This window comes from Pseudomonas sp. Pseusp3, from assembly GCF_047304225.1.
GTDB classification, from domain to species: Bacteria; Pseudomonadota; Gammaproteobacteria; order Pseudomonadales; family Pseudomonadaceae; genus Aquipseudomonas; species Aquipseudomonas fluorescens_CD.
Genome location: NZ_JBGLYV010000061.1, coordinates 12,121 through 33,776, shown reverse-complemented (window position 1 = coordinate 33,776; position 21,656 = coordinate 12,121). Strand labels below are relative to the sequence as shown.

At 56.3% G+C, this 21,656-nt stretch carries 22 protein-coding genes and 1 tRNA gene; 9 read left to right on the top strand and 14 right to left on the bottom strand.

Annotated features, from left to right (window positions below):
- Nucleotides 1-41 precede the first annotated feature (41 nt).
- Nucleotides 42-1,319 carry a 4-aminobutyrate--2-oxoglutarate transaminase gene (gene gabT / locus ACCD00_RS20155; protein WP_008019119.1) on the bottom strand — a complete coding sequence of 426 codons (1,278 nt, stop codon included), beginning with the start codon at nt 1,317-1,319 and terminating at the stop codon, nt 42-44.
- A 184-nt stretch (nt 1,320-1,503) separates the two neighbouring features.
- Nucleotides 1,504-2,946, bottom strand: coding sequence for an NADP-dependent succinate-semialdehyde dehydrogenase (gene gabD, locus ACCD00_RS20150; protein WP_413427199.1), 1,443 nt, complete (start codon nt 2,944-2,946; stop codon nt 1,504-1,506).
- A 348-nt stretch (nt 2,947-3,294) separates the two neighbouring features.
- Between gabD and ACCD00_RS20145 the strand changes: the two genes are divergently transcribed.
- Nucleotides 3,295-3,371 (top strand) — tRNA-Arg (locus ACCD00_RS20145).
- A gap of 167 nt (nt 3,372-3,538) precedes the next feature.
- On the opposite strand, the gene ACCD00_RS20140 is transcribed toward ACCD00_RS20145, so the two are convergent.
- Entirely contained in the window at nt 3,539-3,979 is a 441-nt protein-coding gene (locus ACCD00_RS20140; RefSeq protein WP_413427197.1) for a hypothetical protein, read from the bottom strand.
- A gap of 539 nt (nt 3,980-4,518) precedes the next feature.
- On the opposite strand from ACCD00_RS20140, the gene ACCD00_RS20135 reads away from it, so the two are divergent.
- The 7 genes from ACCD00_RS20135 (at nt 4,519) to ACCD00_RS20105 (ending at nt 10,446) form a co-directional block, all read left to right on the top strand.
- Nucleotides 4,519-4,785: a hypothetical protein gene (locus tag ACCD00_RS20135; protein WP_413427195.1), complete on the top strand. Its 267-nt coding sequence runs from the start codon at nt 4,519-4,521 to the stop codon at nt 4,783-4,785.
- 6 nt (nt 4,786-4,791) lie between these two features.
- The gene (locus tag ACCD00_RS20130; RefSeq protein ID WP_413427193.1) at nt 4,792-5,376 is read left to right on the top strand and encodes a dCTP deaminase domain-containing protein; all 585 of its coding nucleotides are present in this window, start codon (nt 4,792-4,794) and stop codon (nt 5,374-5,376) included.
- Between the two features lie 120 nt (nt 5,377-5,496).
- Nucleotides 5,497-6,045, top strand: a complete 549-nt coding sequence (locus ACCD00_RS20125) for a hypothetical protein (protein WP_413427191.1) — start codon at nt 5,497-5,499, stop codon at nt 6,043-6,045.
- Nucleotides 6,046-6,608: 563 nt separating this feature from the next.
- Entirely contained in the window at nt 6,609-6,875 is a 267-nt protein-coding gene (locus ACCD00_RS20120; RefSeq protein WP_413427189.1) for a DUF3077 domain-containing protein, read from the top strand.
- 703 nt (nt 6,876-7,578) lie between these two features.
- Complete coding sequence (locus tag ACCD00_RS20115) at nt 7,579-8,484, top strand: sce7726 family protein (protein WP_413427187.1); 906 nt, start codon at nt 7,579-7,581, stop codon at nt 8,482-8,484.
- Nucleotide 8,485: 1 nt separating this feature from the next.
- Nucleotides 8,486-9,421, top strand: a complete 936-nt coding sequence (locus ACCD00_RS20110; protein WP_413427185.1) for a sce7725 family protein — start codon at nt 8,486-8,488, stop codon at nt 9,419-9,421.
- Nucleotides 9,422-9,426: 5 nt separating this feature from the next.
- Entirely contained in the window at nt 9,427-10,446 is a 1,020-nt protein-coding gene (locus ACCD00_RS20105; protein ID WP_413427183.1) for an RES family NAD+ phosphorylase, read from the top strand.
- 226 nt (nt 10,447-10,672) lie between these two features.
- On the opposite strand, the gene ACCD00_RS20100 is transcribed toward ACCD00_RS20105, so the two are convergent.
- From ACCD00_RS20100 to ACCD00_RS20085, 4 genes are read right to left on the bottom strand one after another with little or no spacing between them, the layout of a single operon-like run.
- Nucleotides 10,673-10,981 (bottom strand): type II toxin-antitoxin system RelE/ParE family toxin, encoded by a 309-nt coding sequence (locus ACCD00_RS20100; protein ID WP_413427181.1) that lies wholly within the window; start codon nt 10,979-10,981, stop codon nt 10,673-10,675.
- Complete coding sequence (locus ACCD00_RS20095; RefSeq protein ID WP_413427179.1) at nt 10,978-11,400, bottom strand: type II toxin-antitoxin system Phd/YefM family antitoxin; 423 nt, start codon at nt 11,398-11,400, stop codon at nt 10,978-10,980. The genes ACCD00_RS20100 and ACCD00_RS20095 overlap by 4 nt, the downstream gene beginning before the upstream one ends.
- The gene (locus tag ACCD00_RS20090; protein WP_322617727.1) at nt 11,397-11,666 is read right to left on the bottom strand and encodes a hypothetical protein; all 270 of its coding nucleotides are present in this window, start codon (nt 11,664-11,666) and stop codon (nt 11,397-11,399) included. Before ACCD00_RS20090 ends, ACCD00_RS20095 begins: the two co-directional genes overlap by 4 nt.
- A 56-nt stretch (nt 11,667-11,722) precedes the next feature.
- A complete protein-coding gene (locus tag ACCD00_RS20085) occupies nt 11,723-12,283 on the bottom strand; it encodes a YbhB/YbcL family Raf kinase inhibitor-like protein (protein WP_413427177.1) in 561 nt (186 codons plus the stop codon).
- 139 nt (nt 12,284-12,422) lie between these two features.
- Between ACCD00_RS20085 and ACCD00_RS20080 the strand changes: the two genes are divergently transcribed.
- Nucleotides 12,423-13,955 (top strand): FAD-dependent oxidoreductase, encoded by a 1,533-nt coding sequence (locus ACCD00_RS20080; protein WP_413427175.1) that lies wholly within the window; start codon nt 12,423-12,425, stop codon nt 13,953-13,955.
- 69 nt (nt 13,956-14,024) lie between these two features.
- Here the strand turns inward: ACCD00_RS20080 and ACCD00_RS20075 are convergent, their stop codons facing one another.
- The 7 genes from ACCD00_RS20075 to ACCD00_RS20045 form a co-directional block, all read right to left on the bottom strand.
- Nucleotides 14,025-15,530, bottom strand: a complete 1,506-nt coding sequence (locus ACCD00_RS20075; RefSeq protein WP_413427173.1) for a YdgA family protein — start codon at nt 15,528-15,530, stop codon at nt 14,025-14,027.
- A 299-nt stretch (nt 15,531-15,829) separates the two neighbouring features.
- Nucleotides 15,830-16,465 (bottom strand): NADH:ubiquinone oxidoreductase subunit N, encoded by a 636-nt coding sequence (locus tag ACCD00_RS20070; protein ID WP_111286549.1) that lies wholly within the window; start codon nt 16,463-16,465, stop codon nt 15,830-15,832.
- Between the two features lie 93 nt (nt 16,466-16,558).
- The gene (locus ACCD00_RS20065; protein ID WP_413427171.1) at nt 16,559-18,007 is read right to left on the bottom strand and encodes an efflux transporter outer membrane subunit; all 1,449 of its coding nucleotides are present in this window, start codon (nt 18,005-18,007) and stop codon (nt 16,559-16,561) included.
- The gene (locus ACCD00_RS20060) at nt 18,004-18,891 is read right to left on the bottom strand and encodes an efflux RND transporter periplasmic adaptor subunit (protein ID WP_413427169.1); all 888 of its coding nucleotides are present in this window, start codon (nt 18,889-18,891) and stop codon (nt 18,004-18,006) included. The genes ACCD00_RS20065 and ACCD00_RS20060 overlap by 4 nt, the downstream gene beginning before the upstream one ends.
- Nucleotides 18,888-19,097 carry a DUF1656 domain-containing protein gene (locus tag ACCD00_RS20055; RefSeq protein ID WP_007987399.1) on the bottom strand — a complete coding sequence of 70 codons (210 nt, stop codon included), beginning with the start codon at nt 19,095-19,097 and terminating at the stop codon, nt 18,888-18,890. The genes ACCD00_RS20060 and ACCD00_RS20055 overlap by 4 nt, the downstream gene beginning before the upstream one ends.
- Nucleotides 19,094-21,166, bottom strand: coding sequence for an FUSC family protein (locus tag ACCD00_RS20050; protein ID WP_413427166.1), 2,073 nt, complete (start codon nt 21,164-21,166; stop codon nt 19,094-19,096). Before ACCD00_RS20050 ends, ACCD00_RS20055 begins: the two co-directional genes overlap by 4 nt.
- Entirely contained in the window at nt 21,163-21,591 is a 429-nt protein-coding gene (locus ACCD00_RS20045; protein ID WP_413427164.1) for a MarR family winged helix-turn-helix transcriptional regulator, read from the bottom strand. The genes ACCD00_RS20050 and ACCD00_RS20045 overlap by 4 nt, the downstream gene beginning before the upstream one ends.
- Nucleotides 21,592-21,656: the final 65 nt, after the last annotated feature.

Below are 21,656 nucleotides of genomic sequence, written 5' to 3'. Positions count from 1 at the left end.
CGCCGAAGCGGGCTTTTTGTGGATCAGGTCACACTGGGTGATCAGAGCTCGGAGAAGCACTCTTCGATGATCGCCAGGCCTTTGTCCAGTTGCTCGTCCGGCGAGGTCAGCGGTACCAGGACGCGCAGAACGTTGCCGTAGGTGCCGCAGGACAGCAGGATCAGGCCCTTGTCGCGAGCCTTGGCCACAACGGCTGCCACGGCGGTCGGGTTCGGCTTGTGGCTGTCGCCGCCTTCGAACAGCTCGACAGCGATCATCGCGCCCAGGGCACGAACTTCACCGATCACCGGGTACTTGGCCTGGATGGCCTTCAGGCCGGTTACCAGACGCTCGCCAACAGCCTTGCAGCGATCCAGCAGGTGCTCTTCTTCGAACACTTCCATCACGGCCAGGGCCGCGGCGCAAGCGATCGGGCTACCGGCGTAGGTGCCGCCCAGGCCGCCTGGAGCGATGGCGTCCATGTATTCGGCCTTGCCGCACACACCGGCCAGCGGGAAGCCGCCAGCGATGGATTTGGCGAAAGTGGTCAGGTCGGCAGCAACGCCCATCTGTTCCATGGCGAAGAAAGTACCGGTACGGCCAGCGCCAGTCTGTACTTCGTCAGCGATCAGCAGGATGCCGTGCTGGTCGCACAGGGCACGCAGACGCTTCATGAACTCTTTAGGCGCGACGTAGAAACCACCTTCGCCCTGAACCGGCTCGATGATGATCGCGGCGATGTCTTTCGGCTCGGCGTCGTTTTTGAAGATGCGTTCGATGCTGGCGATCGAATCGTCGATGCTCACTCCGTGCAGTTCGTTCGGGTACAGCGCGCGGAAGATGCCGCCTGGCATCAGGCCCATGCCGGCCGAGTAAGGCACGACTTTACCGGTCAGGCCCAGGGTCATCATGGTGCGACCGTGGTAAGCGCCGGTGAAGGCGATCACGCCGGCACGGCCAGTAGCGGCACGGGCGATCTTGATGGAGTTTTCAACGGCTTCGGAACCGGTGGTCACCAGCAGGGTTTTCTTGGCGAAATCACCTGGCACCTTGGCGTTGATTTTTTCGCACACTTCTACGTACGGCTCGTAGGCCAGTACCTGGAAGCAGGTGTGGGTCAGCTTGTTCAGCTGCTCGGTCACGGCGGCGATGACTTTCGGGTGCACGTGGCCGGTATTCAGCACGGCGATACCGCCGGCGAAGTCGATGAACTCACGACCTTCAACGTCGGTCACGGTAGCGTTCTTCGCGGAATCGGCGAAGATCGGGTGAATCTGGCCAACACCACGTGGAACTGCAGCGGTACGGCGGGCCATCAAATCAGCGTTAGTCTTGCTCATACTTTCCTCATTCACCGCTCATCGGGCGGCGTGGTTCAAGGATTAAGCGGCGGGGAACAACAGCGGCAGCATGCGATGATCGACTGCCACAGCGTTCCCGGCCACCGAGAAAATTTCGTTTGAAGCACGCAAAGGGACAGCGCTCTCGCGCCCTTTGCGTTTGAAGCGATGCCTTTTTCCGGGCTTAGATGCCCAGGCAGAGGTATTTGATTTCCAGGTAGTCTTCGATGCCGTACTTGGAGCCTTCACGGCCCAGGCCCGAGGCCTTGATGCCGCCGAACGGCGCGACTTCGTTGGAGATCAACCCGGTGTTGACGCCGACCATGCCGTATTCCAGGGCTTCAGCCACACGGAACACACGGCCCAGGTCGCGGGCATAGAAGTACGAGGCCAGGCCGAACTCGGTGTCGTTGGACATCGCGATCACGTCGGCTTCGTCTTTGAAGCGGAACAGTGGAGCCAGTGGGCCGAAGGTTTCTTCCTTGGCCACGGCCGCGTTGTTCGGCACGTTGGTCAGGATGGTCGGCTCGAAGAAGTTGCCTTCCATCGCCTTGCCACCGGCCAGCACGGTCGCGCCTTTGCTCAAGGCATCGGCGATGTGTTCTTGCACCTTGGCCACGGCTTTTTCGTCGATCAGCGGGCCAGTGGTAGTGCCTGCTTCCAGACCGTTACCGATCTTCAGCTTGGCCACAGCCACTTTCAGCTTCTCGGCGAATGCGTCGTAGACACCGTCCTGGATGTACAGGCGGTTGGCGCAGACGCAGGTCTGGCCGTTGTTGCGGTATTTGGAAATGATCGCGCCTTCGACGGCCTTATCCAGGTCCGCGTCGTCGAACACGATGAACGGTGCGTTGCCGCCCAGTTCCAGGGACACTTTCTTGATGTCCTTGGCGCATTCGGCCATCAGTTGACGACCGATTTCGGTCGAACCGGTGAAGGACAGCTTGCGCACGATCGGGTTGCTGGTCAGCTCGGTACCGATGTCGCCGGCGCTGCCGGAAACAACGCTGAACACGCCAGCCGGAATGCCGGCACGCTGGGCCAGTTCGGCCAGGGCGAAAGCGGAGTATGGGGTTTGCGAAGCAGGCTTGAGCACCATGGTGCAACCGGCGGCCAGGGCCGGGCCGGCTTTACGGGTGATCATTGCAGCCGGGAAGTTCCATGGGGTGATTGCAGCGGTCACGCCGATTGGCTGCTTGATCACGATCAGGCGCTTGTCTGGCTGGTGGCCCGGAATCACGTCACCGTAGATACGCTTGGCTTCTTCGGCGAACCATTCGATGAAGGAAGCGGCGTAAACGATTTCGCCCTTGGCTTCGGCCAATGGCTTGCCTTGTTCCATGGTCATCAGACGAGCCAGGTCGTCCTGGTTCTCGATCATCAGTTCGAACCAGCGACGCAGTTTGCCCGCACGTTCTTTGGCGGTCAGTGCACGCCAGGCCGGCAGCGCCTTGTCAGCAGCTTCGATCGCACGGCGGGTTTCGGCAGCGCCCATTTTCGGCACGGTGCCCAGAATTTCGCCCGTTGCCGGGTTGTTGACCTTGATCGTCTGACCATTGTCCGCATCAACCCACGCGCCATCGATGAAGGCTTGCTGGCGGAACAACTGGGTGTCTTTAAGCTGCATGTCGGCTTTCCTTAACAGCACCGCAATGAATGCGGGGCAAATTATGATTGTAGAAAGGCGCCTCGATAGGCTGCCGTCAGGGAAATCATTCACCGGGCTGAAGCACATAAATAGCGCACGGATTGGACTCGTGCGGTTCAGCACCCAGACAAGAGCGTTTGAAATCTCAAACGAATCCTAGGATCAAAGGGGGTAAAGGACAATAGCCTGTTCGAAAAAAAGAACGAAAACGACGCTTTTGCCTATTTTTTCTGATCAACGTAGCAGGCGCGCGTTACGCTTGTAATAAACGTAGGCGATTCAGCAGCATGGACGCCTTCAATGCATATGAGTATCATGGCGCCCGCTGCACCAGTAGCTCAGCTGGATAGAGTACTGCCCTCCGAAGGCAGGGGTCGTGGGTTCGAATCCCGCCTGGTGCACCATAGATAGAAACGAGAAAGCCTCAGGCCGTAGGGTCTGGGGCTTTTTTGTGGGTGTTGCATTTAGGGCGTCTGGCTGGAGTTGGCCGCGCCGACGCTTATCACTCCGAAGGCTCGAGGCTCAGTACAAAACAAAAAATCGTGGAGGAGCGGCCTTCAATTGGGCTTGTTTATGAATTTGGTGGCGGCTGAATGTATACGATTTGCTTATCTCGCCCCACTAACAAGCCGATGATGAGGAAGATCACTCCCAGGAAGAAGCCAACAAACCCTAGAAAGCCACTCACCAAGGTGCCACCGATGGCTGCTCCTGCCGCTACCGCGCCCGAGTGAGCGCCGCTAATGGTGGCGATATGGCTACCTGTGAAAATGATACCGGACAAGGGGAGCATGAATGCGGCGATGCCTGAGGCGATTAGAAGTCGACGCCATGCCTTGCCAGGAGTGGGGGCGTAAACAGCTATGGCTACCGCAATGATCCATGTTACGAAGAAAGCAATGGCTCCTTTCAATCCGCTAACACTTGGCGATGCTGCGATTGCGATAACTACGAGCATCGTAACAAGAATGGCTAATATTAAACCTCCGACCAACCCTGCAAGAACCTTCATCGTGAACTCCTTTTGTCTGACGAGGCACTGAACATGCTCTTGTGCTGTATAGCAGCAGAACGCCACTGCTGCCACGCCACAGCGTAGTAAGCGACGGAAGCAAGTTTGGAGACTCCTGTCGTTTCAGGTTTAGCAACCCTTGTCGCATATCCCTACGTGTATGCCTAACCGAACACACTCCATGAGCCCGATATAAATCAGCCCCCATAGCCTCCTGTTCGCAGAACGCTTGGCACCATACGTAGAAGCAAGAAGCCTCAGATCTTAGGATCTGGTACCTTTTTTCCCATCTTTCATACCCCTGTGCCTACCACTGCTACTGAAAAACGGCACAAAAAAAACTGCGATTGCTCATTCTGTTGTCCAGTCAAGATCGTCGGAGAGCAGATAACGGTCGACGGGAGAGTATTTTCATCGGGACACCGCAGTTTCAGGAACAGAAGAAATACGGACATGCTGGCGAGAATTGGTTATCTGGACTACTAATGAGATGTCGATAGCTGTAGGAACGATGGGTTGAGTGTACGAGGAGAAAGCGAATGAATACCAATTACAAAGATCGCTGGATTACTGTCACTACGTCAGAAGGAATGTTTTCCTCCGAATCTGTTGTCGAAATAACTCTCGCGAGTGGTAGCAAAGCCAGTTTATTTGCGGACAAAACACTTCTAATGGAGAGAGCAGGCAAAACGATGCTGCGGGCGATTCATATTAGCAGCGATTTGCAGCGAGGTACGGACTTAGTTCTTTTACCTACGGAAACCTTTCAGACTGCATCAAGATGGATAGAGCTGCAATCGGAGTGAGCCGCTATGATTCTTAGCAATATGGAAATAATAAATTGCATGAATGCTGGCTTATTTACTATAGGAGGTATTGCCGGTACAGATCCAACCAAACCTCCGTTCAATACCAGTGCAATTGACCTGCGTCTCGGAGATGAAGTGTTCGAACCGGATCAAGTCCCTCCCCCCTTGCAGCTAGACCTAACAACTCCAGGAATTGCACAACATCTCGCAAAGAATGGAAAATCCATTAAAATATCTCAAAGCCAGCCTTACTCACTCCCCCCTAATAAACTGGTATTAGCTAGAACCTTGGAAGTAGTAGACTTTCCCTTACTAAACTCATCTGGCATTTGCTACAGCGCTCGTGTCGAAGGGAAAAGCTCCCTCGCAAGATGCGGAATTCTCGTTCACTTTACAGCACCAACTATTCACGCAGGATTTCGTGGCTCCATTACGCTGGAAATCATAAACCTAGGAATTAATAAAATCTTATTAACTCCAGAGATGTATGTCTGTCAGTTAATCATTGAGGAGGTAAAAGGGGTTCCTTCCGGTGCTCCAAGCCAGTTTCACGGGCAAAGCAACGCCGTCGGCAATACTCACCCCTAGTAGCTATGAGGGGATAGCCCTACAGCCTGGCCTAGGCAAGTCTTGAAGTTCCCCCTGGCACCGTTTATTTCATGGAGCAGTTTAACTCCGCCCTTAGAACCGTATGCCTAAGGATCCCATATGGCCGCAGACTTTGATTTACTTCTCACTGTATTCGGGGAAACACTTGACGAGTTCTTTGCACATGAGACTCAAGAGGTCCTAGAGGGCATCAATGAGCGCAACAACTGCGGAAGGATGGCTGTATATATGCAACGAGTAGCTGATGCGTATGGGCTCAAAGGTTGCTTTGCCGACACAGAGTACAACAGAAAGCAAAACGGAAGGATCAAGACCATTCTCGACCGGGAGACGAAGGTCGTCACGATTAACTGCGATCTGATTCTACATAGTCGAGGTCAGAATACTGCGCAGGATAATCTCATCGCTATCGAAGTGAAGAAACGAGAGGCTAGGGATGAAGACAAGGAAAACGACAGAGAACGTCTTCGCGCCCTAACCAAAAGCAGCTATGACGATGTGTGGAGCTACGACGGCGTCATTTTACCCGAGCATGTCTGCGGCTACATTCTTGGTGTCTACATTGAGTTGGACCGACAGCGTAGGGTATGTCTTATTGAGTACTACCGATCAGGAGAGAAGTATGAGGAAAGGAACCTCAAATTTTGAGTATCAATCGACGATAGGCTAAATTTTTCAGAGCTTCGTGATATGCCTCAGGGCGAGCTCCTGGGGATTGATCAAAACCGCCGAAGCGGTTTTCTCATACTGTCACACCCAGAGATCGCCACCCTATTCCTCATCCTCCTCGTAGTCATCGACGTCATCTCCTTCCGACCGATTCAGCAGAAAATCCTTACGGCTCTCGGAGGTTGCAGGAGATCAGCCTGCACGATACCCTTCCGCCGTCGCTGCCAATTCAGCGACCGGGCTTGGTAACCCGAGAGTTAAGCGCAACAGCGCCCCCATTGAGAATTGCAGGCGTTTTTTTACACCCGCAATTTTGAGTTATGGCGGCTGTGCGTGGGACGTCTTCGGGCGTGCCGGATTCCTTGACTCCCGGTTTACCAACCTGCGCACAGCTGCCACCCATTCGCTTGGTAACGAAAAAGTGGCAGTTCCTCGTCAAGGAGCTAGACCATGCGCAATACAAATCCGTACGAAATTCCGCTTTTCCCTCAACGCGATTTCAAGTCGTGCCCTCAATGCATCTCCGTCAATGGAGGTGGCAAATGACTGAACAACCAGAAGCAAAAACCATCGGCTTGACTCCTTGTATCTATTGCCCGGAGGAACCGCTGTTCCATGTCAGCGGTGGCGTGCCTATTAGCAAAGCATTGGCACAGGCATCCGACCTGCTGTTCCTGGCCAAATCGTTCGCCGAGGATGCGGCCTACGCAAAAGACACCGACCGCCACGCGTGGGCCGCACACTATCTGACTGCTATGAGTAAGGCTGTGATCGATGATGTGGTGAAAGTGCTGACGCGACCGACATAGGCTCGCTAGCAACAAGCTGCAGAATAGTAGCGACTCACTCTTGAAATGCGCCCCGAATTCTCGGGGCCTCCAAAACTGCCAGAATTAAACTGAAAGTGCTTGATCGATTTGTACGTACATCAGAGGTGCTGCAAATCACTTAATTTATACGTACAGCCTTATGGCAAAAAAATCATAGCCGGGCGTTTTCCGAAGTCAGTGCACATCAGCGCTGGCCGCAAGGCTTGGCGGGCATTAGTGCTGGCAATATGGCTAGAGGGCCCCGAAAGCTGGAAAAAGTAGCAGTGACTCAGCTTCCCGCCCGATATTGTGTAACAACGTTCGACCGGACCGATTGCTTCTGGCACGAGCGGTTGCCTCCGCCATACCAGTGGCCTAAAGGGGAGACTTTTCTGCATCCCTGCATAACGGTTTCGACAGCCATTACCCTGGGCCTGCTCGAAATTAAGAACACAAAAAAGCCTACATATCCCGGAGCGCATGGGGCAGGTTGAGCCACGAAAAGTTACCGTTGTGTCGCGGTCGTTATGACAGTATTTGCTCTGATATTCTCCAAAATTCTAGGGAGTCTTCACCAGTCTTGGCGACTACAAATCTCGGGACTAGGATTGGGCGATCTGTCAGAATCACGACATTCGACTAGCCTGCCATTGAAGGCCATACGGAAGCACCTTAAATCCTGCGAAAATAGAGATTCGACCTTATGAGTTTGCACACGAAAGTTCTCGATGGAAGTCAGCAGTCAGCGGTCGCCAGACTGTTCTCTGCCGCTGTCATTCGAGAGCTTGCTCAAAAAGGCAAGTCACCATTATTTTCCAGGCTTATCAAAGAGTCTCTAGCAATTAATGAAGCCAGTCTTGCGGCTCCTATTAGTGTAGTATTTGAAAGTGCTTTTAATCTTCTGAGAAAAAAAGACTACAGACACGAGTATGCGTACAAAGCGGCTATCACAAAAAAGCTACTTCTCGGAAGACACTCGCTCAACACCGCCTCTTTAGTTACAGAATTTCGTGTCGACAACTGTAAGGCCGACGTAGCCATATTCAACGGCACGTCTACTGCATATGAAATAAAATCCGAACGTGATAACTTAGGCAGACTGCAAGGCCAAGTAGACACTTACAAAAAATTCTTCGCGAAAGTTTATGTAATTACTGGCGAAAACCACTTAGACGAAATATTAAAAACCACCCCCTCAGATGTCGGAGTCCTCCTATTAAACAACAGGTTTGGAATTTCCACAATAAGGGAGATTCAAGACACTCCGGAAAGAGTTTCTCCAGAAGTCATATTCGAAGCAATTCAAATTCGAGAATCGTTGGAGATCTTAAAGTCTTTTGGGATCACTCCACCACAAGTGGCCAATACGGAGATCAGATCAGCAGTTCGCGAAATTTTCAGATCATTGGACCCTGTAACCACACATGGTTATATGGTTAAAACCCTCCGAAAGTCGCGAAGCTCTTTACCTCTCGCAGAAATATTGCCTAAGCTGCCAGATTCATTGCAGGCGGCAGTTTTCTCTACCCAATTGAAGTTACGAGAACAAAAAACGCTGTTGGAAGCTGTAAACACATCAATCAGGGAGGCCCTTAACTGGGCGAGATAAAATGTATTATCCATATTTTCGCGGCAAACAGTTCGACTTACTTACAATAAAAGAGTCTGCAGAGGTTTTAGCTAAAAACAATATCATTTCGATAATTGAGCCGGTCCGAGAGTCGCTAAGCGGCCTAAAAAGATCAATTGAGGCTCTATCAGCAGCTGGCGCCGAAGCAGTTTTGATTGTTAACCCATATTACGGCGACCATACAGAAAACTCCGACGCGATCCAGTCATTTGTAACAGAAGAAATCAAGGCACACCGAAATGTATCGGTTGGCGTTCTACTTACAAATGAAACTAGCACTACTGACGCACTGGAAATTTGTAGCACATACCCGAATCACTCACTGTACTTTATTCATTTTGGATTTACTGAACCAAAAAACCTAGTCGAGGCCACGCAGAACTGGCAGCGGGAGGTCAGTCATGTTTTCGCAGAGGAATACTGTGGAAAGCTATATCAAAAACATTTCAGTGATGACACCCGCATACTCTTGCGCAACGGTTTCAAACGTCAGGCCAACCGGAAATATCCTGATGTAGAGCCCTTCTCAGACCTGCATGCCACATTCAGAGATGAGGGTGTTGATGGCTTTGGAGACTTTTTGATCGTAGGAGATGAGTACTCAGAATCTGGCGGCCCAGCTTATGCGGTTGCGATCCACCTGACATTCATTGATCCTGAAATGGATAATGCAATGTATATCTACCACTTCAAGTCGGATAGACAGGACACCCCAACTGACCCAGCCGGAAAATTCTACGAAGCATTGACCAAGTTGATCGCAAAGCTAGAAGAGCCCGATACGAAAATCCTACGAACCTCGGCCGTCGAAGAGTTTGTCGAACTTTATAATAAAAAACATTTCCCTGGGCTTGGGTATATCAAAAAGCTTTCTATGAAGCACCACATTGAAGTTTTAGCAGACTACCTTGGGTAAACATCATGAGAAAGTGCTGCCCGAATTGCTTTGGCGATAATCACTTAGGCTCAGTAATCAAAGAAGTAGCTCAAGAGCATGGGGATTGTTCATTTTGTCAATCTAAAAACCTACCTTTGGTCGAGCCTGTTCAGCTTAGAGAGTATTTTGAGTTATTGACGGGCATTTATACAAAGGCAGACGAGGGAGCGACGCTAGGGGAGTGGTTTAAAAACGACTGGAATATGTTCTACAGCCTGGACCTAGCGAATACAAAAGATTTACTTGCCGACGTATTCCAGGATGGCAATTTTCCGCGAGTCATTTTCGCGCCTTCAAGCAAATGCTTTTCTAAAAACCTAGACAACTGGGAAAACCTTCGAAAAGAGCTGATGGAAGAAAACAGATTTTTCCCAAAAGAGACAATTAGCCTCGAAAGATTCTCTTATCTTCTCTCTCAATTGATTTACAAAGATCCTCTCCCTGAAAAATGGTACAGGGCAAGAATCCAGGAATCTGAAGAGCCATACCCGCTCGAAAAAATGGGGCCACCCCCTAAAGACAAGGCGACCCATGGTCGAGCAAACCCTGTGGGGATACCATATCTGTATGTCGCATCGGATGTTTTAACATCTATCTCGGAAATTCGACCTCATACTGGCGAATTTGTAACGGTCGCAGAGTTTAAAGTTATAGAAGAAGTTAGACTCGCAGATTTACGAAACCCGCGAAGTTTAATAACGCCATTTATATGTGCTGATGATGAAGAAATTGCGGCACTCCGAGGAGATATTGAGTTTTTGGTGCGGCTGGGCGAAGAGCTAACTCGACCTGTACTACCAAAATCAGCCGCGATTGACTATATACCAAGCCAGTACTTGTGCGAGCTCATAAAGAAAAATGGATTCGATGGCGTTATTTATAAGAGCTCAGTTGGTGAGGAGATCAATCTTGCACTGTTCTACCCCGCCAAGGCAAAAGGGGTTCAGCTGATTCCTCATCGAGTTCAACGTGTTTCTGTTGATGCTGAGCCCTGCGCGACTTGATGGGGACGGCCAAAAGTACAGCTCGGCGGGGCTTGAGCGAGTTACAGCTCGCTCTCTGCTGGGCTTCCCCACAGCTTGTGTATCCAATCATGCACCCATACAAAAACCTATATAAATCAATATATTAGATTTATAGCTTTGAGCTCGTCGAGTCATGCGCAGTAATGAAAAAGCCTCAGGCCTTATGGGTCTGGGGCTTTTTTGTGGGTGTTTGAAAGCTTCGCGCCTAGTGATCAATGCTGTTTTTTTCAAACAGCCGGCCAATGTCTCTCGCGCTATGCAGTACGCGTTCGACCTTGATCTCGTCGTCCATCAAACAGTAGAAAATCAGATATCGGCCATGGGGAAGCATTCGCAATCCCTTGGCGCAATCGTCTCTTGAAACACCCAGATTCGGTTGTTCGATCAATCGTATGCATTGCATGCGTAGCTCGCCCACAAACGTCCGGGCCCGCTCAGGATTGTCTCGGGCGATAAAACGAGCGACTTGCAGCAAATCGTCCCGTGCCAATGCAGAGAAAAGCAATTGCCTCATGGACGGTGTTGCTCTGCTTCTACCTCATCAATCAGCGCATCAAGCTCGGCAAACATTGTATCGGCAGCGACGGCCGGACGCGGATCGTTGCGGCTCGCTGCAATGGCTTCACGAAGTTCGGCAGCGTGTAGTCGATCCAGCAGCTGTTGATAGGCCGCGTGCGGTAAAAGATAGGCGGCTGGACGATTGTGGTTGAGCACGGCAACAGGCTCGGAACCGGCTTGCTCGATTACAGTGCTCGGGCTGCGCTTGAGCTCGGTGATGCTGACCGAACGGCTTGCAAGTAGCTGCTCCATGGCGGCTCCAAAGGTACGTAAAAAAGTACCTGATAGTGTGCCATTCTCTGCATGGCGGTCAACGAGTCTCCGACCGCTGCTGTCCTGGCCCACAAAAAAAACCGCCGAAGCGGTTTTTTTCATTCTGTTGTCCAGTCGAACTCGTCGTACTCGTCATCGTCTTCGTCGTCCTCGAAAAACTCCTCTTCAAGGTCGTCGTCTTCAACAATGTCTTCTTCCGGCTGATTCAGCAGAAAATCCTTGCGACTCTCGGTAATCGCTCGCCGCAGTTCTTCACCCTTCTGCGGGCAGTTGAGCATTTGGGCGATGCGGTCGATCTTTTTTGCCACGGCATCCTCCAACGCATCGGCTATGACCTGATAGTGCGCGCTTTCGGGGGTGGATGCCAAATCCCCGGAATGCCGCGCACTTCAGTTTTCTGCAAATCCGCTGGGGCGATCAGCCTTTAGCGGTGATAGCGCCGCACCACGCTGCTGTTTCTCAGGACGTGGCCTTTGATTTTTTCCAGCAGCTGCGCACGGCTCAGGCCGGCGGGCAAGGCGTCCGGGGCCAGATCCAGAGCGTAGATCTGGATGATGTAGTGGTGCGCGCTGTCGCCAACGGGTGGGCACGGGCCGATGTAGCCGGTGGTGTTTTTGCTGTTGATACCGCCGAAGCCCTCGAGGCCGGGTTTACTCCCGGCGCCGGCCGGGATCTGGTGAGTGCCGGCCTTGATGCCGTAATGCACCCACTGATCGATGCCCTGGCCCTTCTGGCCGTCAGGGTCGTGCATGACGATGGCATAGCTTTGGGTGGCTGCCGGGCCGGCGTTCCAGTTCAACGCCGGGGAAATGTTGTGTCCGCCGCAGCCGGCGGAATCACTGGCGGCGGCCGACGTGAACAGACGGTCATCGGAGACTCCGGGAATGTTCAGGGTGAAGCGTTCCTGTGCCTGCGCCGGGAACTGCACGCAAAAGGCGACTGCTACGGCCGCGAGCCAAGAGTTGATTGAGGTCAATCGGGTCATACCGGAGCACCTTGTGCGTGTTGGGCCGTCGTCGGCGTGCAAACTATAGCCGGACCGTTCGCGCCTTGGCAGGGGGAATTGGCTGAACCTCGCGATAAGTACCAGACTCATAAGTGATACGTCTGTCTGGAGAGCGATCATGACTCTGCATCGCGTTGCGCGTGTCGCCAATGTGCCCGAAGACCGTGGCCTGGAAGTGCAGGTCCAGGGCAGCAAGATTCTGCTGTTGCGGGCCGGTGAGCAGCTGCGCGCTTATCAGGCCGAATGCCCTCATGCCGGAGCCCCGCTGGCAGACGGGGCGATATGCCATGGGCGCCTGACCTGTCCGTGGCACAAGGCGCAGTTTCGGATCGAGGACGGCGGTCTCAGTGAACCGCCAGCCCTGGACAGCCTCAAGCGCTACCCCCTGGAAGTCCGTGACGGCGACATCTGGGTCGGCGACCAGCCGATGCCGGACGCCCACACGCCACCGGCCGACGATTCGCGGACTTTCATCATTGTCGGCGCTGGCGCGGCAGGCACGGCGGCGGCTGCGGCGTTGCGCGAGAAAGGTTTCGGCGGCCGGTTGCTGTTGATCGACCGCGAAGCCGACGCCGGATATGACCGCACTGCGCTAAGCAAATACGTGATCGCCGGGGAGATGCCGCTGAGCGAAGTCCCGCCGCTGCGTGACGAAGACTTTTACCGCGAGCAGAGGATCGAGCGCCTGCGAGGCGAAGTGGCAAGCCTGGATGCGCCAAACAGGACGCTGCGGCTGACTGACGGCCAATCACTGACATATGACGCCGCGCTGCTGGCCACTGGCGGTGTACCCAACTCGCTGACGCTGCCCGGCGCCGACCTGCCGCAAGTGTTCGTTTTACGCTCCAAAGCCCATGCGCAGCAGATTCTGGACAGCGCCAGCGCCGGCCAGCGGGTCGTGATCATTGGCGACAGTTTCATTGCCATGGAGTCCGCCTCGTCCCTGCGCCAGCTTGGCTTGAATGTGACCGTGCTGGCCCGCCACGAAGTGCCGTTTGCCAGGCAGTTCGGTGACACGATCGGCAAGGCCATTCGCGCGCGGCATGAAGCCAATGGCGTCGTGTTTCATACCCTGGGCAATGCGGCACGGATCGAAGGGACGGACAAGGTCGAAGCCGTGCACCTGGACAACGGCCAGCGCTTGCCGGCCGATCTGGTGCTGCTCGGCGTTGGCGTCACGCCAGCCACCGCTGCCTTTACCGGGCTGCCGAAAGCGCAGGATCACTCGCTGAATGTCGACGGCACAATGCGCGTGACCGACGGCCTCTGGGCGGCTGGCGACATCGCCACGTTCCCGCTGAACAACCAACGCCTGCGCATCGAACACTGGCGACTGGCCCAACAGCAGGCGCGGATCGCGGCGGCCAATATGCTGGGCGGTGACGAGCATTACCTCGACGTGCCGTATTTCTGGACCTGGCATTTCGGTAAAACCTACGACTACCTCGGACACGGCGAGGCCTGGGACGAAGTCGAGTTCAAGGGCGACCCTTACGATCCGCCCTTCATAGGCCTGTTCGGAACAAATGGTGTGGTGTCGGCGGCCGTGGCCTGCGAGATGGACCGGACCATGGCGATGCTCGCCGAGCGGATGAAACAACCGTTGCCATGGGAGGAGGCATGGCGGTTGATCCGTGACGTTCCGTCGTGATGCCGGACAGCAAAACGCCCGACGCCTGCACAATGCAGAGGCCGGGCGTTGCCGGGTAAACGGTCGCCGTTATTCGGTGGCGCCAGTATCCGCGAACTTGCTCATCACAAAACCGGCAAACTCTTCGACGGTCATTTTCTGGCCGTTGAAGTCCACCTGGTTGTTGGAGTAATGCAAATTGGTGACGATGTTGTTGCCATCCAGTTTTGCCAGTTGGCTGCCAACCGCCATGCTGCTGAACATGTCTGCGGTGGCGGTGGCCTGGTCGGCAATCAGCTTGGCATCGGTCTGACCGTCGATTTGCGATTGCACGGTCAATACATCGACCAGCATGGGTTTGGACACTTGCAGCTTGAAGTCCAGCAGCGCGATCAACTGCCTGACCAACTGATCGGTCGGCAGGTCGATGGCTTGTGGCTTGGTCAGGTCGAGCACCATGTTGGCGCGGCTCTCACCATTGGCGGTGTTGAACGACAGGTTTTCCAGGGCCACCCGCGGACCGGCCGCCAGCAGTTTTTCCAGGCTGGATTTGAGCAGTGCCTCTTCGGCTTCGGTCAGTTTCAGCTCCGGTACAGGCAAACCGGCCGCCGTTGCTTCGGCCGCCGCCCTTTCATATGGCTGCAGTTTGCTCTGGTAAACCTGCATCAACGACAGGGTGGCCGGGATGTCGAGGTTCTTCAGGCTCATGGCCAGCGCACCGGAACCGACGGTCTTGCCGTTCAGGGACACTTCGCCGACCTTGTAATCGGCGCGCCCGGAGGCGCTGCTGCCCGACTCTTCAGTCAGGTTTTTCATCTCGAATTTCTTGAAGTCCAGCACCGATTGCTTGACGCCAAAAGTCGATTTGCCGCTGGCCAGTTCAAGGACGTTCTCGCCGGTGTAGAAACCGTAGGTACTTTTTGTCAGGTTGCTGGCCAGGGTCAGGCCGTTCAATTCAACCTGCACCGGTGCCTGGTCTTCGGAAACGGTGGTCAACTTCAAGCTGTCCATGTAGCCGTTGGCCTTGACCTTCTGCGCCTTGGCGCTGGCGTCGACGTCGATGCTCAAGCCGGAGAACTTCATGCTCGACTTGTCATCCAGCGCCATCTCCAGCGGCTGCAACTCGAGGGTGCCCTTGGTGGCGTTGTCATAACCGATGTTGACCACGCCGGTCAGCGGGGATTTGTCCTTGGCGGCGGCAAACCACTTCTCGGTGAGCGGGGTCTTTTCCAGTTCGTAGTGACTGGTCGCCAGGACCGGCAGCCACTTCAGCGACATCAGCCGCGAGAACGGCAACGGGCCGTGTTCGATGTGATCGACAAACAGCAGCTCGACCGGCGCTTCGCCGAACATTTCACCTTCGCCCTTGAGGCGATAGTGCGCGGTGCTGCTGAATACATGACGTTCCAGCGACACCAGTTCCAGCGACGCGGTACCGTTGGAACCCACCATGGCCGCTTGCAGTTCCTTGTTGGCGTCGGCAATCGAGGTGTTCAACACACCTTCGAGCCTGGTGCTGGTGAACCACGCTCCGCCTGCGCTGATGGCACCGATGGCGACAACGATTCCCAGTAGCACGCCTGCTGATTTATTCATGTATGACCCGTTCAATGTCCGCTGTTGAAAGTGAGGTCGTCTTCCCTGAACCCATGACGGGTTACGGCTCGACTGCGCTGAAAGTGGAATGGAGATTAGCATCAGGCGCGACGAACGGCCCAATGATTAAAGGTGAAGGAGTGTCTTGGGGTTGTTCACAGGGTTGGGGATTATTTGCGCCTATGCAATCGCCTTCGCGAGCAAGCCCGCTCCCACATTGAAATGTGTACTCCTGTGGGAGCGGCGGTGCGGCGATCCGACTTGCTCGCGAAGACGTCGGTACAGCCAATATCGAGATCTCAGGAATACTGGACCTCAATCTCATCCAGTTGATGATCAAAGCTTTTGAGCCGCGCCGTCCAGGTGTACACCAGCACTTCGAAGTCGCGGTTGATCACCGCCCCGCCTGTCACTTCCGCGCGCGGATCGCAGACGTCCAGTTGATAGCGTTCGCGGGCCATGGCCGTGGCGACATCGGCCAGCTCCCGGGCATTGTTGAGCCAGTGCCGACCGTCGTCAGCCACTTGCCGGTCCAGCGCCACGCATTGTTTTTTCAGGGTATCGAGGCTTTTTTCCAGCGGTGTACCGGTCAATTCGCCCATGACTTCCTGAAACGTGCGCCCCGGTTGCCAGTAACTGCCCCAGAAATAACGGTCGAACACCGTTTCGACACGGCGCAACGCAACCTTGGTGTCCCAGATCAGGACCAGGGTCTTGCCTTGTTCGAGTTGTCTTTTCTTGATGCGTTGATTCTGGACCGAGGCCCAGGCCACCGCCGCAACGGACATCACGGCAATCAGTGCGACGGCACTGTCGAGGAACACCAGAGCCTTGTCGATCTGGTGGGCCAGCATGATGCCGTAGAAATAGGTGGCCGACAGCAGCACCAACGCCACGATGGCGCACCAGAAACCGAGAGCGTAAGGGTTTTTCATTATTGGTTTCCCCCTGACCTGCGCGAGCCTTGTGCGAAGAAAGAGCGCTTTGCACGGGGCGCCCTCCCAACACTTCAAAGCATAGCAACGGCCTCAGGGTTTGCCGGGGTTCGACGCTTGCGTTCGTCCGCTTTCCCAACCGCCGCCCAGCGCGAGGAACAAATCGATCTGGCTGGCGGCAACCTGGGTGTTCGCGGCCGCCAGTTGCGCCGTGACATCGATGTAGGTGCGCGTGGCTTGCAGGTCGGCCAGGAACGAGGCGCGGCCGGCCTGGAAGAAGCGGTGGGTCTGGTCGGCCGCCAGTTTTGCCGATTGCTCGGCGTCCGCCAGGGCATCGCGGCGTTGCAGTAACGCGGTGTACTGGGCGAGGCCGGTCTGGGTCTCGCGAATGGCGTTGAGCACCACCCCGTCGAAATGCGCCAGCGTCGCCTGGGTCACCGCTTCGGCCTCGCGGATGCGCGCCCGGGCGCCGTTGGTCGGCACCTTCCAGGTCAGCGACGGACCAAAGCCCCAGCGGTTGGTAGACGGGTCGCCAAGATCGTCCAGGATACCGACGGTACCAATGGTCGCGCCGATGCTGATGTTCGGGTACAGCTCGCCCGTGGCGACGCCAATACCGGCCGTCGCGACCGCCAGTCGACGTTCGGCCTGCCGCACATCGGGACGACGCTTGAGCAACGCGGCGCCATCGCCCACCGGAATCAGTTGCGCGATTTTTGGCAGCTCGTCGCAAGTGGCGGTGCCGGCCGGCAGTTGGTCCACCGGCTTGGCCAGCAACATCGACAAGCGGTACAGCCCGGCCTGGCGCGACGCTTCATAGCGCGGCATGTCGGCGCGCAGGGATTTGAATTGGGTTTGCGAGCGGGTGACCTGGGTTTCGTCGCCACGCCCGGCATCGCGCAGGCGCTGGATCAGCGTGGTGCTCTGGGCTTGCAGGTCGAGGGAGTGCTGGGCAATTTCCCGCTCTTCATTGGCCGCGCAAACTTGAGTGTAGGCCCGAACCACATCGGCCACGACGGTGATGCGTGCAGTATCGGCGGCGGCCTGCGTCGCATCGGCATTGGCCTTGGCCGCTTCGATACCGCGTTGCAAGGTACCGAACAGGTCGAACTGGTACGACGCGCTGATGCCGATATCGCCGATGTTGGCCACCGGCACTTTTTCCGGTATCAAGAACGCTTGGCCAGACTCCTGCAAGCGCTGGGCGCCCATCTGTACGCCGCCGCTCCAGCCACCCGCCGCTTCGGCCTCATCGACCTGCGCGCGAGACCGCGACAGGCTGGCCGCCGCCACGCGTAAATCGGTGTTGGAGGCCATGGCCTGCTGCACCAACTGGTCGAGTCGCGGGTCCTGATACAAACGCCACCAATCGGCCGGCACCGGTGCGGAAACCACCGGTTTGCCGTCGACCGCCAGATCGCCCTGGAAGTCTGGACGATGGACAGCCGCCTCTTCGGGCAGATGATAATCCGGCCCGACCATCTGACACGCCGACAGCAGCAAACCCATTCCGGCGACCGCCAAACCCGAGGCCTTGCTCATTGCGCCGGCCCCCGTTTCTGATCGTCGATGATCGATACCGTGGCGGTGCGCCCGGCGATCATGCGGAAGTCGTCCGGCACGTCATCGAAGGCGATACGCACCGGAATCCGCTGGGCCAGCCGCACCCAACTGAATGCCGGGTTGACGTTGGGCAGCAGGTTGTTGCCGCTGGTGCGGTCACGGTCTTCGATACCGGCGACGATGCTCTCCACATGCCCGCGCAGGCGCGCATTGTCGCCGATCACCCGGATGTCGACGCTCTGCCCGATATGGATGCCGTTCAGTTTGGTTTCTTCGAAATAACCGTCGATGTGGAACGAGTTGCTGTCGACCACCGACAACACCGGCCGCCCGGCGCTGACGAACTCCTGGGTCCGTGGCGCACGGTCGTTGACGTAGCCATCCACCGGGCTGCGGATCACCGAGCGGTCAAGGTTGAGTTGTGCGCTATCGACCGCCACCTGGGCTTCCATCAACGCCACTTGGGCACGAGCCACTTTCGATTGGCTTTCTTCCAGTTGTTCACCCGGCACCAGGTTACCAAGGCCTTTGTTTCGCTTGGCCTCACGCTGGGCCTGGGCCAGGGTTTCCTCGCGGTCGGCGACGGCCGCTTTCGCTTGGCGCAGGGCCAGCCTGAAGCGGTCCGGGTCGATGCTGAACAGCACCTGGCCGCGCTTGACCAACTGGTTGTCGCGCACCTCCACTTGCTGGATCAACCCGGAAACGTCCGGCGCGATTTGCACGATGTCGGCACGGATGTGCCCGTCGCGGGTCCAGGGCGCGAACATGTAATACATCACCATGCGCCAGACCACGACAACGGCGAAGCTCACGATCAGCAGGGTCAACACCACGCGACCAAGGGTTAGAAACGGTTTTTTCATGTCATCAGGTATCGACTGAGTGAGTCCACGGCGCCAAGCAGCAGGGCGTAGAGGGCCACGTTGAACAATGCCCGGTGCCAGACCAGACGGTAAAAGTGCAGGCGCGTCAGCACCCCGTGCACCAACAGGTACAACACATACGTAATGCCCATCAGCACCAGCAGCGTGGGCAGGAACACCCCGCTGAGATCCAGGTCACCGATCATAGGGGCGCTCCATCAATGCCATGGGGAAGCGGTTCTTCGAGTTCGACGGAACCGACGAATTCGACGCCAGGCAGCAGGGCCAGGCGCAGGCCGCTCAGGGCGTGCAGCAAATGCCGGCGGGTTTCATCGTCGCCGGCACCGCTGAGGGCGCGGCGCGTACGGTCGAGGGTCATCAACAACGGGCTCGGTGCCGGCAAGCGTTCACCGGCCTTGAGGCAGGCCTTGAAGTACTCGCCCACCTCGGCCACCACCTGGCGCAGCAGCACCTGCGGCACACCGAGGATCCGCGGCGTATAAGCGAGCAGGTCCAACAGATTCAGCGCCACTCGAACTTCGCGCAGCGCCACGCCGGAGTCCTGGCCGGTCATGGCCAGGCGTGGCAGATGCTGCATCAGCCGATCGAGCATCCGTATGCCCAGCAGTCGATGCTCAGACAACGTGGCCGGCTCGGCGAGGCCGACAATGTCGCGCCAACTGAAACGGGTCAGGCGCTTGGCTGCCAGTTCGGCACCGAACGGCCGGGCGATCAGGGTCCAGATGAACGCGAACAGCAGGCCAATGGGACCGGCCAGGTTGGAGTTGGCGAAACTGAGGAAGTCCGCGTCGTAGGCACCCTGAATGCTGATGAAGGACGAAGTGTTGACCAGGGTCAGCAGCATGCCCAGGTAAAACTGCGGTTTGACCGTCAGGGTACCGACGCAAATGAACGGCACGGCAAACGCCAGCACCAGCATCGGAAAGTCATGCAGGTTGGGCAGCACCAGAAACAGATAAAGGCTGGCGAACACCACCGACATCGCCGTCCAGAAAAAGAACCGGTAAATCTGCGGCGCCGGGTCGTCCATCGAGGCGAAGAAGCTACAGGCCACCGCCGCCAGGATCACTGCGCTGCCGCCATCGGTCCAGCCGAGCAGAATCCACAGCACCGAGGCGACGATAATCGCGGTCACGGTGGACGCCGCGGAATAAAACATCAGGCCGCGATCCAGAAACGGGCTCAGCCGTCCCAGCCGCCAATGCCGATACACCGCGCGCCAATTGTCCTGGCTTTCGCACAGGATGGCGTATTGCAGGCTGCGGCAGTCCTGCCACAAATCGATCCACTCGCCGAGGCGATAAATCGCGTTGGAGAACAGCAGTTGCTTGCGGTCATCCAGTGCCAGGGGAGCAGGCTGCAGGGCCTCAAGTTGATCCTTCAGGGCTTGCCAGCGGTCGAGATCGGCATCTTTATGCCCAAGCCATTCGGTGGTGGCCGTCAGCAACGGCGCGAACTTGTCCACAAGCTCGGGGGTGCGCCGTTCCAATGCGTAAAGCGCGTCGTCGAGGGCATCGATCACTGGCAGCAGGTGAATCATCCGCCCGCGCAATTCCTTGGTGTTGCGCACCGTCTGCGGACGTGAGCCTTCGTGGGGCAACTGACCGATCATCAACTCCAGGGAGTTGAAGGTGGCGACCATCGATGCCCGCAACGCGCTGACTTCTTCAGGCTGCACGTTGCGGCTGAGGAAGCGCAGGCTGTAGGTCGATGCATCAGTAAACCATTTGCTGACCGAATCATTGAACACCGGCGCCAGACGCCGGGGCCAGAACATGGCACCCACCACCGCCGCCACGGCAATACCCAGAAAGATTTCTTCGGTCCGTGCTTCGGCTACGTCCCACACCCCCAACGGGTTATTCACCACCGGCAGGGCGATCAACGGCAAGGTGTAACCGGCGAGCATCAAGGCGTAGTTGTTGGCCGTGCGCAAATGCAGGGACAGAAACAGCAGCGTGCCGGTCCACAGTCCAATCACCACTACCAGCACGTAAGGGCTCTGTACGAACATCGGCACGAACAAAACCGCCGCAGCAGCGCCGACAAACGTGCCGATTGCCCGGTACAGCGCCTTGGAAGTGGTCGGCCCGAGAAATGGATTGGAAACGATGTACACCGTGGCCATCGCCCAGTACGGACGGGGCATCTGCATGAGCAAGGCGATGTACAACGCGATCATCGATGCGGCGAAGGTACGGACCCCGTAGAACCAGTCCCGCGCCGGGGGCATGCCAGAGAAAAATCCGTTCAAGGGTTGGCCACCGACGGCGGCGTGGCCGCTTCAAATGCTCTCAGTACCCGCAGCGTAGCTTCCAGGTCACTTTGGTCAATGCCTTCAAGTACTTCCTGGCGCAGGCGCACCAGTTCCACTTCGACCGCCTGCACCAGGTCCCGACCGGTTTCGGTCAGGCTCAGGCATTTGGCGCGGCGGTCCTGTGCATCTTCGGTCCGGCAGACGTAACCGGCATGGCACAGTTGATCGAGCAGGCGCACCAGCGACGGACTCTCCATGCCCGCGGCTTGCGCCACCGTCACCTGGCGCACGCCCTCGCCCAGGCGTCCGATCATCAACAGCGGAACGGCGCAGGCTTCGGAGATTCCATAGTTGACCAGCGTGGTCTGGCAGATTTTGCGCCAATGCCTGGCGGCCACCACCATGGCACTGCTGATGTTCATCTGGAGGACGTCGAGGTTATTCGGCACGAGGGAAAACACACACTGTTAGTTTGCTAACTATCAAT